This is a genomic window from Niallia sp. M35, assembly GCF_050971705.1.
In the GTDB taxonomy this organism is placed as follows: Bacteria; Bacillota; Bacilli; order Bacillales; family Cytobacillaceae; genus Niallia; species Niallia circulans_A.
In genome coordinates this window covers 297167-311424 of sequence record NZ_JBPCEP010000002.1, presented here as the reverse complement: position 1 = coordinate 311424, position 14258 = coordinate 297167, and the positions used below count along the sequence as shown (strand labels likewise).

The 14258-nt window shown below is 36.3% G+C and carries 9 protein-coding genes; 6 read left to right on the top strand and 3 right to left on the bottom strand.

Annotated elements, in window-relative coordinates; all coding sequences use genetic code 11:
• Positions 1–121: 121 nt before the first annotated feature.
• A complete protein-coding gene (gdhA, locus tag NiCM35_RS03535) occupies positions 122–1504 on the bottom strand; it encodes an NADP-specific glutamate dehydrogenase (protein ID WP_095332235.1) in 1383 nt (460 codons plus the stop codon).
• Between the two features lie 147 nt (positions 1505–1651).
• Between gdhA and gltC the strand changes: the two genes are divergently transcribed.
• The 6 genes from gltC to NiCM35_RS03505 all read left to right on the top strand — a co-directional run bounded on the left by gltC (position 1652) and on the right by NiCM35_RS03505 (position 11099).
• Entirely contained in the window at positions 1652–2563 is a 912-nt protein-coding gene (gene gltC / locus NiCM35_RS03530; protein ID WP_095332233.1) for a glutamate biosynthesis transcriptional regulator GltC, read from the top strand.
• A gap of 460 nt (positions 2564–3023) precedes the next feature.
• On the top strand, positions 3024–4775 hold the full coding sequence (locus NiCM35_RS03525; RefSeq protein WP_095332231.1) for a cache domain-containing sensor histidine kinase: 1752 nt from the start codon (positions 3024–3026) through the stop codon (positions 4773–4775).
• Positions 4776–4825: 50 nt separating this feature from the next.
• A complete protein-coding gene (locus tag NiCM35_RS03520) occupies positions 4826–5983 on the top strand; it encodes a response regulator (RefSeq protein ID WP_095332229.1) in 1158 nt (385 codons plus the stop codon).
• A 47-nt stretch (positions 5984–6030) separates the two neighbouring features.
• Positions 6031–7317, top strand: a complete 1287-nt coding sequence (locus NiCM35_RS03515) for an ABC transporter substrate-binding protein (protein WP_433778628.1) — start codon at positions 6031–6033, stop codon at positions 7315–7317.
• 302 nt (positions 7318–7619) lie between these two features.
• The gene (locus NiCM35_RS03510; RefSeq protein WP_095332225.1) at positions 7620–9083 is read left to right on the top strand and encodes a glycoside hydrolase family 68 protein; all 1464 of its coding nucleotides are present in this window, start codon (positions 7620–7622) and stop codon (positions 9081–9083) included.
• A gap of 447 nt (positions 9084–9530) precedes the next feature.
• Positions 9531–11099, top strand: coding sequence for a glycoside hydrolase family 32 protein (locus NiCM35_RS03505; protein ID WP_217279858.1), 1569 nt, complete (start codon positions 9531–9533; stop codon positions 11097–11099).
• Positions 11100–11308: 209 nt separating this feature from the next.
• On the opposite strand, the gene NiCM35_RS03500 is transcribed toward NiCM35_RS03505, so the two are convergent.
• Together NiCM35_RS03500 and NiCM35_RS03495 are read right to left on the bottom strand one after the other, a co-directional pair.
• Positions 11309–13168, bottom strand: a complete 1860-nt coding sequence (locus NiCM35_RS03500) for a glycoside hydrolase family 32 protein (RefSeq protein WP_433778625.1) — start codon at positions 13166–13168, stop codon at positions 11309–11311.
• A 31-nt stretch (positions 13169–13199) separates the two neighbouring features.
• Positions 13200–14171 carry a carbohydrate kinase family protein gene (locus tag NiCM35_RS03495; RefSeq protein WP_206426411.1) on the bottom strand — a complete coding sequence of 324 codons (972 nt, stop codon included), beginning with the start codon at positions 14169–14171 and terminating at the stop codon, positions 13200–13202.
• Positions 14172–14258 lie beyond the last annotated feature (87 nt).

Sequence of the window (14258 nt, the reverse complement as noted above, 5' to 3'; positions counted from 1 at the left end):
ACATAGTAACTCTTATATAAATCCTTATCCAAGTAGAATTTTTACAATAAAAAAGAGAACCAGCAACATACTGATTCTCTCTTCTAAACTATATAAAAATATCATTCTATTTGAAAACTTCTTATATGATTCCTTGTTCTATCATAGCATCTGCAACTTTGATGAAGCCTGCTATATTAGCACCTGCAACTAGATTCCCTTTTTCTGCATACTCCTCTGATGCTTGGATACTTTTACTAAAAATATCTTTCATAATCGCTTGTAGCTTCTTGTCTACCTCTTCTTGCGTCCAAGCTATTCGCGCACTATTTTGTGCCATTTCTAAAGCGGAGACTGCCACCCCGCCTGCATTTGCTGCTTTGGCAGGTGCAAATAATACTTTATGCTCGATAAAGGTATCGACTGCTTCAAGAGTAGAAGGCATATTTGCCCCTTCACCTATTGCTTTTACTCCATTGGCGATTAATTTTTCAGCTGATTCTTTATTCAGTTCGTTTTGTGTTGCACATGGCAACGCAATATCACAAGGAATTGTCCAAATACCTGTGTATCCTTCCTGGTAGATAGCATCAGGATGGGTATTCACATATTCATAGATTCTTTTGTTTTCCACTTCTTTTAATTGTTTCACCGTATCAAGGTTTATTCCATTTGGATCATACACATAACCGCCGGAATCACTGCAAGCAACCACTTTAGCTCCTAACTGTATTGCTTTCTCCATCGCATAAATCGATACATTTCCCGAACCAGAAACTACTACCGTATTGTCTTCAAAACCTCGTCCCTGACTTTTCAGCATTTCTTCCACAAAGTACACTAAGCCGTATCCTGTTGCTTCTTTTCTACCTAAGCTTCCACCATATCCGATCCCTTTTCCGGTTAAGACGCCTGCTTCATAAGCACCTTTTAATCGTTTATATTGTCCAAACATATAGCCAATTTCTCTTGCTCCTACTCCGATATCTCCAGCGGGCACATCGATATCCGGACCGATATGCTTACTAAGTTCAGTCATAAAGCTTTGACAAAAACGCATTATTTCGAAATCAGACTTCCCCTTCGGATCAAAATCAGAGCCGCCTTTTCCGCCGCCTATCGGCTGACCTGTTAATGAGTTTTTAAAGATTTGCTCAAATCCAAGAAATTTAATAATACTGGCATTAACAGAAGAATGAAATCTTAGTCCTCCTTTATATGGTCCAATCGCATTATTAAATTGAACACGATAGCCGCGGTTTACTTTTATATTTCCATTATCGTCTACCCAAGGGACTTTAAAGCTAATTAGTCGATCTGGCTCAAGCATTCTTTCTAATACAGCATGTTTAACATATGTTGGATTTTTTTCAAGTACAGGAACTAAAGAATCAAGGACTTCTTTAACTGCCTGCTGGAACTCCTTTTCGTGAGGATTACGTTCTTTTACTTGATTTATTAATTGATTTATGTAATCTTTCACCGTTTGTGTTTGAAATTCTTCTTTTTTATCCAGCACTTTCATCCTTTTTCAGCCCCTATAATAAATTAATGTTAGAATATTCTCTTTTCTAAAAGTTGTTTTTATTTTATAATTTTATAATTAATAGGTACAATACTAATTTCGGATTGAATTCATGCGTTATGCGCATGGATAGAAAAGAGTGCAGACATGGAAATAAGACAAATACAGTATTTTTTGGAAGCTGCCAAAAGGGAACATATTACAGAAGCTGCCGATGCTTTGCATGTGGCCCAATCTTCAGTAAGTAGACAAATTTTCAATTTAGAAGCAGAATTAGGAGTCGAGCTTTTTATCCGTGAAGGTAGAAGCGTAAAATTAACACCCCTTGGAAGAGTTTTTTTTGAGCGGATGAAACAAATATGGAGTATGATGGAAGACGCCAAAAGAGAAGTGGAGGAGTCGCTCGATCCTGAAAAAGGGACAGTTAGAATCGCCTTTCCTATCAGCATGGCTGCTCATACACTGCCATCTATCATCTATTCTTTTCGTACTCGATATCCAGAAGCTAAATTTCATATGAGCAACGCCCTGTATTATGATCTTATCGATGGAGTTATTAATGGAGAATTTAATTTGGCAATGATTGCGCCAATGCCAAACCGAGAAAAGGAGGATAAAATTAACGGTGCTACATTATTTACAGAAAATATTGTTGCCCTTCTTCCTCTTCATCATCCATTGAGCAGTCAAAAAGAATTACAGCTAAAAGATTTAAAAAATGATCCCTTCTGTGTCTTACCAGAAGGATTTGTATTCAGGGACCAAGTGGTTAAAGCATGTCATGATGCAGGATTTTCTCCACAAATTGCATTTGAAGGAAAAGACATTGATGCACTGAAAGGATTAGTATCTGCTGGGTTAGGAGTAGCCTTGATGCCAGAAATGACATTGGTGGATAACACACCACGTTCCACCTGCGTCATCCCCCTTTCAGATATTAATCTGACAAGAACCGTTGGGGTTATTTATCCAAGTCATCGCAAACTACTTCCAACAGAATCACTATTTTACCAGTTTCTCTTAGAGACATATGAAAGATTGAATGAGTTTAAAAAGTAAATAGCAAATCAAGAGTGTCTAGCATATTAGCTGCTGACACTCTTTTTACATTAAACCAGCAATTAGCATCGCAAAATATAAACGGAAGATTCTCCTTATTTATCCAATCTCAACATAAATGACCGTTTAATTTTCCTTATTTTGACTAGAATGTAACGGAATAATAGATAGTATGACAATATTTAATGATAATTACCTAAATTTCGTAATGAAGATTTAGTCCCTAGTGCCATCGATTCAATTTTGATCTTTTTGTTATCGTTTCCACGTACTATAGTAAGCGATGCCATTCAGCGTTTTAATGGACAAAACGCCAAAAATCCCACCTAGCTTTTTTATCATCTGTGTATATTGACTTATTTGTAAAAAAAGATTTAGATTTAAAGATATGGTTTATTAAATACGACTAAATTTTTAAGGCTAGATAATGATATTAATAGAAAGAAAGGAACCTCTTAATATGAAAAGCATTCAAAGCCGTTTATTTTTTATGCTTCTTGCTTTCATTATCCTGCCCTATTTTTTAACGGTTTTAATTATTTATGGATATACGAAGGATAGTGTCGAACAGCATGAACTACAAAACAGCAAAGAACAATTAGATAAATTATCCAAAGAACTAGAACAATATTTTAATGATATGATTGACCTTCCCTATATTTTATATAGAAATCCAGACTTTTTTCGGATTTTTACTAATGGCTATGAAGATTCCATTTATTTTAATCCAATTGCTATGGAAGAAAATATTGAAACTTTTTTCTTGATGCGTTCCGAAATTCGCCAAATTCGTTTCTATTTGGATAAGAATAAAGAATCATTCACTATTTATAATGGGATGATCAGCGCAAGAAAACCGCAAAAAGATTTTATGAAGCAAGACTCCATGCAAAAGCTGTTTCATTCCAATTCACGTTATTTAATAGAGCCTCCACATACGATTGGAAACTATAATAATGCCGCGATTATACCTGAATCAGACAAAACAGAGGTTATGACTATCCATCATAAAATACTGGATCCTCTCTCCAAAGAATTTCTTGGGGTTATTACAATTGATATGGATCTAGATAAGTATGCACAGATTTGCAGTAGTCTATTACAGGAGAAAGGAGATTCCATTTATCTTCTTAATGAACATGATATTGTAATGTATACAAATGTTCATTCCCTAATAGGAAAAACAGCAGATGAGAAATTCCTTCATGCCAGCCAGGATAAAAGCAATGATATTATCTTATCTAAAACATTATCAAAACCACTTCATCAGTGGAAAATCGTAAAGGTGACACCTAGTGATAGATTATTTTATGATGCTAGACAAACCGCTTACACCAACATATTGGTTGGGATAGGGGTGGGGGTACTAGGACTATTAATGATCAGCATCCTTGCCTACTATATATCACGTCCTATTAAAGTGCTCAGCCAAAAGGTGCTTTCTATTAAAGGAGGAAACTTAAATATTCCTTTTACCGACAGCCGAGAAGATGAAATTGGTCATCTAGAAAAGCATATGAAAGAAATGTTGGAGCGTATAAACCTCCATATTGATCGAGAATACAAATTGGAGATTGAGAATAGAAAAAATCAATTACGAGCACTTAAATCTCAAGTGAATCCTCACTTTCTATTTAATGCTCTTCAATCCATTGGAGCAGTTGCGCTGCAAAATAACTCTCCTAAAATCTATCAGCTTGTAACATCCTTATCAAAAATGATGAGATACTCTATCCGAGCAGATCAGTGGGTTCTAGTTCGTGAAGAACTGGATTATATAAAAGCATACTTAACGCTGCAACGGGAACGTTTTGGCAGTAAGCTAAACTACTCTATTCAGATAAGTGAAGCAATCCAAGGGATAAAAATCCCTAGTATGATACTCCAACCCCTTGTAGAGAACTACTTTAAACATTGCTATGAACAAGGCTATTTTGATTCTACCTTAAATATAACAGGCGAAATTAAAGAGGATTTTTTATATCTAATCGTTGAAAATGACTACTCAAGTTTATCAGCGGAAGAACTGGACACTTTAAGGAGTAATATCTATCGTGCTCCTTATGCTGGCGAATTTTCTCACGAGCATATTGGTTTAAAAAATATACATGACCGTCTTCTTCTAAACTACGAATCAAAAGCAGGTTTAGAGATAGATACCAACGAGGGGCATGGCTTTATCGTAAAGCTATATATCCCGATGCAAAATTAAATAGATGGTTCATCATCGCAAACCATTCTTTTCGAGGAGGCTCATTCAATTTGAAAGTTCTTATTATAGACGACGAAATTAATGTACGATATGTTATTCGCTATATTGGTGAATGGAAAAAACACGGAATTACGACCATCTTAGAAGCTAGCAATGGAGAAGAAGCGATAAAAATCATCCAAAAACAAAAACCGGAAATTATCTTTACAGATGTGAAGATGCCGAAAATGGATGGAATAGAAATAATTGAGTGGCTAGATTCCATTTCTTACTCTGGTAAGGTTATTCTGATTACAGGATTTGACGATTATACCTATATGCGAAAAGCAATCCAGTGCAGCAGCTTTGATTATTTATTAAAACCGATTGAAGCTGAATCTTTAAACAATACTCTATCAGAAGCAGTACAATCATGGATAACTGAGAATAAAGATGCAGGTGTTTTAGAAGACGCCAAAAGACTGCGCTTGAATCAATTGGCTACACAAGCCTGTATGGGAGAAGAATTTGACTTAATAGAGCTTGCTTCTAGTCTTCCCGATGCAGTTGAGTATGAACTAACGCTTATTTCTTTTTATCAGATGCACCATTCTGAGCCATATATCCAATTACTTGCCGATCAACTTATCGAAAAAGGAATAGGAAATGCTTTTACCCTTCAACATGATCATAGCCTTTGCTTAGTAATTACCACTAGCCAACAATGGTTGTCTGTTGAAGAATGGATTATTCAGCAATTCGATATCCCTATCCGCATCGTAAATGGAATGTCCCTTCTATCGTTAGGAAAAATCCATGAGTCTTATCAATCGATGCAAAAGGCAGTGGAAGAACAAAATTACCGGACGATTCACCGTTTAAATGATATAGACGATGCCAAGCGAATGCAGGATATTGTTTCATACGTGGATACTTATTATATGGAAGAATTAAGTTTAGAAAAACTTTCTAATCGATTTTTCTTAAGTCGCGAGCATATCTCTAGAAAGTTCAAACAGCAAACAGGGATGCCTTTATCCAAATATATTATGAAGCTTAGAATCGACAGAGCCAAATTCTTGCTTCGGGAAAAAGATGAAAACATTTATGCAATTGCTTTATTACTCGGTTATCAAGATGAAAAGTACTTTTCAAAATTATTTAAAAAAATGGTTGGTTTAACGCCATTTGAGTACAGAAACTGTCAGAAAACGTTGGACGCAAAGTAGATACCACCATCAATAATAATTGAGAGTGAAATAGCAGGAGTGAAATTATGAAAAAGTGGACATTCACATGGCTTATTGCAGGATTGTTGATTGTTGCACTTTCAGCTTGTCAGCCAAAATCAGAAGAAGACTCAAGCGAAAGAAAAACAGCCGATGAACGCATCACACTAACTATCCGAAATCCAAAAGTAGAAATTTCTACCCAATTTGAAGAAATGGTGATGGCATATGAACGCGAACATCCAAATATAGATATTCAGGTTCACACTGTAGGTGGTGCTGCTGATGATCTTGCTGATTTGAAAGCTCAAATTGCAGCGGGGAATGGTCCTGATATTTTTACAAATACAGGGTATGACAATGTGAAGATATGGAGTGATTATTTAGAAGATCTATCTGATCAACCATGGATTTCTCATGCATACAAAGACACCTTGAAACCAGTAACAATGGATGGCAAAGTGTATGGAATGCCCCTTAACATAGAAGGATATGGATTCATATATAACAAAGATTTATTCCATAAAGCAGGAATTCATACGCTTCCTAGAACGTTATCTGAGTTACAGGCAGCAGCACAAACATTAGAAGAAGCCGGTATTACGCCCTTTGCAACTGGATACTATGAAGAGTGGAAGCTTGGTGATCATCTCTTAAATATTGCATTTGCACAACAAGATAATCCTGAAGCATTTATTGCCCAACTAAACAAGGGAACCACAAAAATTACGAACAATCAAAAATTCTTAGATATTATTTCTTTACTTGATACTACCATCAAATATGGAAACCAAAATCCCCTAACAACGGACTATAATACAGAAGTTGACCTCTTCGCTTCGGGAAAAGCTGCGATGATCCAACAAGGCAATTGGATTCAGCCAATGATTGATCAGCAATCACCGAACATGAACATTGGATTCCTGCCAATCCCTATTAACGAGGAACCAGCTGACGCAATCGTTGTTAACGTTTCTAATTATTGGGTAGTTAACAAGCAATCATCTGCTGAAAGGAAAAAAGCAGCCAAAAATTTTCTAAACTGGATGGTATTTTCAGAGCAAGGAAAGTCCTTTATGACTGAACAATTTAAATTCATTCCAGCTTTTGACCATATAGAGGCACACCATTTAGGACCGCTTGCAATGGAAATTATGAACTACTATCAAACAGGAAAAACCCTTAGAGCCAATTGGTTTTCCTTTCCTGGTAGTGCACGAGAAGAATTTGGATTAGCTATGCAATTATACGTAGGTAAACAGCTAAATCGAGATCAATTGCTACAAGAATTTCAAAAGTCATGGGAAAAGGCTACCGCTTCGTCTTCGCACTAATTCCTGCCTTCTAATCGCTTCCTTTTGCAGGGAGCGATTTTTTGTGTTTTTGCAGACATTCATTCTCTCTATCTGAAATAAGGAAGAAGGTCCCGTTCTTCTATTACATCCTCTAGTATATTCGATTTATCTTATATCAATATAAGACTAGATTTCTATCAATCTATGCCATATGCGCAGAAAGTAGATTAACCTATAATTTTATTAGAAACACGGTGTATTTGCTGCTTTGTTTTTATAAATCAGCAGCTTTGCCCTGTCCTTATCTTTTGTTTCATCTAACACATTCTAGGAGGTAAAGCATGAAATTGAACAAGCTTGCTAAACAAGCAACAGTCGTATCATTGAGTGCAGCTATTTTATTGGGAGGTAGTGGATCACTAGCTTTTGCAAAACAAAAAGAAAAGTTAGACCACAAAGAATCTTATGGTATTTCACATATCACTCGATTCGATATGGAAAAAATGACGGAACAACAAAACGATTCTAAATTTAAAGTGCCAGCTTTTGATGAATCAACGATCAAAAACATCCCTTCAGCAAAGGGCTATGATGAAAAAGGTAATTTGATTGATTTAGATGTCTGGGATACATGGCCATTACAAAATGCAGATGGAACAGTTGCAGAATATAATGGCTATCAAATAGTATTTGGATTAGCTGGAGATCCTGATAGAGGATGGGACACATTTATTTACATGTTCTATAAAAAAATTGGTGATAATTCCATTGATGCATGGAAAAATGCAGGAAGAGTATTTAAAGACAGCGATAAATACGCTACCAATGATGTTATTTTAAACAATCAAGCAGAAGAATGGTCTGGTTCAGCCACTTTCACTTCTGATGGCAAAATTCGCTTGTTCTATACAAATCGTCAAGGCTGGGATCCTGATCATGGATTTTTTGGAAAACAAACATTAACTACTGCCCAAGTTAATGTATCTAAACTAGATGCAAATACATTAAAAATTGATGGGGTGGAAGATCATAAATCCATCTATGATGGTGGAGATGGATCTGTATATCAAACAGTTGATCAAGCTTTTTCAGGCGGAAATTATGCAGATAACCATACATTAAGAGATCCTCACTACGTTGAAGACAATGGACATAAATATCTTGTATTTGAAGCTAATACAGGAACAGATTATGGCTATCAAGGAGAAGAATCATTATTTAATAAAATCTATTATGGGGGCAACACTAAATTTTTCAGAACAGAAAAAGAGCAGTTATTACAAAGCCCGAAAAAGAATTTAGCAACACTAGCAAATGGCGCATTAGGAATTATTGAGATTAATGATGACTATACACTAAAAAAAGAAATGAAGCCGTTAATTGCTTCCAACACTGTTACAGATGAAATTGAACGTGCGAATATCTTTGAAAAAGACGGAAAATGGTATCTATTTACAAGTTCTAGAGGATCAAAAATGACTATTGATGGGATTAACGACAAAGATATTTACCTATTAGGATATGTAGCTAATTCTATTACTGGACCATACAAACCTTTAAACAAAACAGGTATTGTCTTACATCAAAATCTAGATCCAAATGATGTTACATGGAACTACGCTCATTTTGCGATTCCACAAAAGAACAGTGACAATGTAGTTGTTACAAGCTATATGACAAATAGAGGATTATTTGAAGATCATCAATCCACTTTTGCTCCAAGCTTTTTATTAAAAATTAAAGGCAATAAAACTTCTGTAGTAAAAAATAGCATTTTAGAACAAGGTCAAATCACTATAAAATAAATAAAAAAACGAGGTTGGGATAAAAGTATTTCAATTTAATATAACCCGAACAATTATACATTCATACTAAAAAGGATTGGTATAATTGTTTGGGATTTTTATTTATTGAAGAAAAAAGGTGTGTGGTAATCACCCGCAGACTGAATACACTTCGCTTTTCATGGGGCGAGCGCCAAGCCTCCTCGTTCCTGCGGGGTCTTGGACTTCTCGCAGCTCCCATAGGAGTCTCCGTGTATTCAGTCTGCTCCATTTAGTTTCTTTTTGAAAAAAATGTTGGAACGAAATACTCTTTAAAAACGGAGTGAAATGGAGTGTCTGTAACGCAATGGAACGAATTGGATTCACCACTAAATTAGAGATTGTTCGTCTTTATCCATTATTTATTTTGCTTTGTCCCACCCTCTTTTACCAATAGCAAAAAATACAGGATAAGCGCGGTGATATTACTTGAAGAAACCAGCAAAGCACACACAGAAAGTCCTATTTCTCTTATGCCTTATTATACTTGTCGGCATCCTCTTATTTTGGCATCAAATCACTAAGGTTTTTACTGAAACAGTAGACCAGCAAGAAAAGACCGTTGTTTCTGATGGTCAATCCTATCGTGCCAAATACCATTTTACTACTCCGGACAAGTGGAAAAACGACCCGCAAAAACCAATCTATTTAGATGGTTACTATCATTATTATTATCTTTACAATGGTGATTATCCTGATGGTAATGGTACAGAATGGAGACATGCTATATCAAAAGATTTAGTGCACTGGAAGGATAAAGGAATTGCCATTCCAAAATACACGAATCAAAATGGAGACCCTTGGTCAGGTTCTGTCGTTGTTGATAAGGAAAATACTGCCGGATTTGGATATGGAGCACTTATCGCAATCGTCACTCAGCCGTCAGCTAATCAGCAAAAACAAGAACAGTTCTTGTGGTATAGCCTCGATAATGGAAATACATTCACTTCATCTAGCGATACACCTATTATGGAAAACCCCGGAACCGATGATTTTCGTGATCCCAAAATCATTTGGTCAAAAGAGTATCGTAAATGGATAATGTTAATGGCAGAAGGAACAAAGGTTGGTTTTTATGAATCCTCTAATCTGAAAGATTGGACATATCTCAGCGATTTCTTCACAAACGATATAGGAATTGTGGAATGTCCGGACCTTTACTATATGCAGACAAATGATGGGAGCTTCAAATGGGTGCTTGGTGCGAGCGCAAATGGAAAAACAAAGAATCAGCCTAATACTTATGCTTATTGGATTGGTCATTTTGATGGAAAGCATTTTACAGCTGATCATCCAGAACCCCAATGGCTTGATTATGGTTTAGATTGGTATGCTGGAGTGACATTTGAGGATGGAAGCAATAGTGATGATTACAAAAAAAGATATGCTTTTGCATGGATGAATAATTGGAATTATGCCGACAATACCCCTACATTACAAGAAGGCTTTAATGGAATGGATTCTGTTGTGCGACAAATTCAATTAAAAAATAATGGGGAAAATTCCTATTATTTAGCTTCCCAACCAATCGAAGCATACAACAACCTAGCCAAGACGAACGATTATCTAAAGGAAATAGAAGTAAATGGCCAAAAGCAACTAGAGATGACAGGAGAAATTTATCAACTAGAGACAGACATCTCATGGACAGAGTTAGATAATGTCGGTTTAAGACTTAGAGAATCTTCTGATCAAACGCGATATGTGAATGTAGGAATATTTATAAAAGATAACTACTCGTATGTAGATCGTTCTTTTACCGAACATCCAGATCAGCAGAATTCACATTCAGAAAGTACAGCACCCTTTCCTGCTGAACAAAAACAAGTACATTTAAAGATCCTTGTTGATAAAAGTAGTATCGAGGTTTTTGTAGATGATGGGAAGGTTGTGCAATCGAATTTAATATTTCCTCACGCAGTTGATCAAGGCATCACGTTGTATTCAGATGGCGGGACAGCAATCTTTAAGAATATGACGATTACACACTTAGATTAATGGAATTGCCACTCTTTCCAAAGCCAGAAAACCGAATATCCTTTTTCACTAATTGTCAGCTTGCCTTTTACCATATCTACTGTAGAGTCTACCCTATTTAGTGATGGCATTTTTTCTTAAGTACCCTCTATTTAGAAACAATATGTAAAAGCACTTTTCCTTATTTGGGAGAAGTGCTTTTACATACTGTATAATGCTTTCATTCTCTTTTATTTTATTACCCTTATTTTTACTTCCTTTGTAAGTTCCGTTTCAGGATGCTTAACCTGTATGTTTGTTACGCCTGGTTTTAATGCTTTAACGAAAATACCTTTTCCTTCGTCAGTAGACTCCGTTATATCGATTATGTCTTGTTCAGCGATGTCCCAACTAAAAGGAGAACTGCTCTTAATCCAATCTGGCTTTAAAATCGCTTTAATAGTTTGGATTTCTCCTTCTTTAAGAGTTAAATATTCCGAACTTACTACTATACGTTCGACTTCCTCTTCCTTTGGGCGCTCTCTCCATGTTGAATATAAAAGATAAAATTCTAGTGAAGCAACCTTCATGCTTCCACCTTTTGTATATAGCTCTATCCCGTTGCTCGTAGGCTGGGAATAGATTAAATTCGTAAAGACATATTCCCCATCGTTTATAAACACCTCAACAGAAGATTCATCAACAAATCCTCTAATCTTTATTCGCTTCTCCTCAATAGGGTAAGTAGTTGTATGGTTATTCCCAAATTGAAATGGATTCCCATTTCGATCCAATATCGTTTCTAACCCAGCACGAGATCTATCTAAGAATAGTTTATTCTCTTTTGTATTTACACCTATAACCGTATTTTCGTCCTCTGATTGTCGAACGCGAATACCGAATTCCTCTACGTTTTCCCATTCCAGCACAGCTTCAAATTCATAAGTAGTACCCGAAAAGTCAGCAATTGCCTGCTCCCCATTTACCTCCATAGGATCAATAGCAATATGATTGACACGTAAACTTTCTAACTCTCTAACCGGTTCTTGAAATAATTTAATATTTCCATCCTTAACGGTTTTCAAATATAGTTCACGTGGAATTGACATAGATCCCTTCCATGGTTCTGTCGGCGATTGATAAGGATATCTCCAATTCGCCATCCAGCCTAACCATATTCGGCGCCCATCTTTTTCCGGGATATCAGAAAAGGATTGAGCCGCATAAAAGTCTTGCCCAAAATCTGTTGTTAAAATAGTTTCTGGGGCATTATCATTAATAAATTTTGTTCCGTCAAACTCTCCAATAAAATATTGAGCAGTTGATCCATTTGTTTCTTCATTATCTCCAACGCTAACTTGCAATACCCATTTCTTCTTATTCTCATCACCATCTACAGGCAATTCAAATAAATCAGGACACTCCCATACAGCTGCATGAGATCCCTCCTTATCCCCAAATTGACTCTGAAACTCCCAGTCAATCAAATTATCAGAACGATAAAACGTCACACTTTGATTTGTCGAAACAACCATTACCCATTTTTTAGTGCTCTCATGCCAAAATACTTTTGGATCACGAAAATCCTTTATTCCTGGGTTTGGGATAACCGGGTTTCCTTTATATCTTTCCCATGTTCTCCCATTATCTTTACTATAAGCAATGCTTTGGGATTCTCCTCCCTCTGTATTTGTATAGATGGCAACTAACCCGGCTTTCCCTTCAAAAAATCCTGTGGAATCATTCCAATCCACCACAGCACTTCCAGATAATGCTTGCCCTAATTGGTCATGTTCTAATGCAATCGGCAAATGTTCCCAATGTAATAAATCCTTGCTCACCGCGTGTGCCCAATTACCATTTTTTTGATGAAACAGATGATACTCTCCCGCAAAATAGATGAGTCCATTAGGGTCAGCTAAGTTTCCAGAAGGGGTTGAAAAATGGTATTGGGGTCGATACAATTCTGTATAATAATCGGAAGTGGCAGCTTCCATGTTATCCGGTCTCAAGCCATCCAAATTTTTCTCTTCCTTTCCCATTTGGTTGATACTACAGCCCGTTAATAGCCATGTAACAGACAAAACAGCCGTTAATATTCTTTTTCTCAATTTGAAATCCCCCCTCTCCTCCTTTTTAACGTCATTTTTTTTCCTTTTTATTGACTACTATAAAGTCTTCGATTTGGTGAAGAGTAGGCATGGCTGGAATTCCACCTTTATTTGTTGCCACATATGCTCCCATCGCATTTCCGAAATTCAATATTTGCTTTAATATATCTTCGCTTATTTTAAAATTCAATAGATCCCTCTTTAATAATTCATATAGAACGCCAGCAAGAAATGCATCTCCGCATCCAGTTGTATCAATAGCTTTTACAGCTGCTCCTGGGACAAATACTAAGCCATCCTCTCCATATGCATAGCTTCCCTTATCTCCCACTGTTACAAAAAGCAGCCGTAAATGAAACTCTTTATATAACTGCTTTGCTCCTGAAAAAATATCTGTTGTATCCGTTAAAAATGCTAATTCTTCTTCCGAAACTTTGACTATATCTGCAAAATGCAAGACTACTTCGATTTGTTCTTTTGCCTCCTCTAAGCTTTGCCATAGTAATGGACGAAGATTTGGATCAAATGAAATAATCTTTTGCTGTTCTTTTGCATAATTTAATGCTAATAAAGTTGCTTCTCTTGCTGGCTCATTTGTCATGGATATTGATCCTACATGGAATATTTTTGCATCTGCTATTAATGATAAATCCACATCATCTTTAGATAACATCATGTCTGCACCAGGCTGTCTATAAAAATCAAATGAACGATCCCCCTGATGATCAATATGCACAAATGCTAGTGTCGTTTTTATTGGGGAATAAACAATTCCATTTGTTTGCACTCCTTTATTCTGTAAAGTGGAAACGAGTAATTCCCCAAAATGATCCTTCCCTATACACCCAATAAATTCTGTTCTCAGCCCCAAACAGGATAAAGCCACTAGAACATTCCCCGGAGCCCCACCTGGATTGGCAACAAACATAGAAAACCCTTGTTCATTTTCACCTTGGGGAGTAAAATCAATTAAAATTTCTCCTAACGCTGTTACATCGCTCATATCTCTACACCACTTTTCTAACTTTTTTCCATTGAATTTCGTATAAAATAGCCAGAGGATAGATTCATTCAATCCCCTGGCTTTCGG

Excerpts from the sequence above, each read along its gene's own strand:
- gdhA (WP_095332235.1), bottom strand. The coding sequence starts at position 1,504 with ATGAAAGTGCTGGATAAAAAAGAAGAATTTCAAACACAAACGGTGAAA.
- gltC (WP_095332233.1), top strand. The coding sequence starts at position 1,652 with ATGGAAATAAGACAAATACAGTATTTTTTGGAAGCTGCCAAAAGGGAA.
- NiCM35_RS03525 (WP_095332231.1), top strand. The coding sequence starts at position 3,024 with ATGAAAAGCATTCAAAGCCGTTTATTTTTTATGCTTCTTGCTTTCATT.
- NiCM35_RS03515 (WP_433778628.1), top strand. The coding sequence starts at position 6,031 with ATGAAAAAGTGGACATTCACATGGCTTATTGCAGGATTGTTGATTGTT.
- NiCM35_RS03510 (WP_095332225.1), top strand. The coding sequence starts at position 7,620 with ATGAAATTGAACAAGCTTGCTAAACAAGCAACAGTCGTATCATTGAGT.
- NiCM35_RS03495 (WP_206426411.1), bottom strand. The coding sequence starts at position 14,171 with ATGAGCGATGTAACAGCGTTAGGAGAAATTTTAATTGATTTTACTCCC.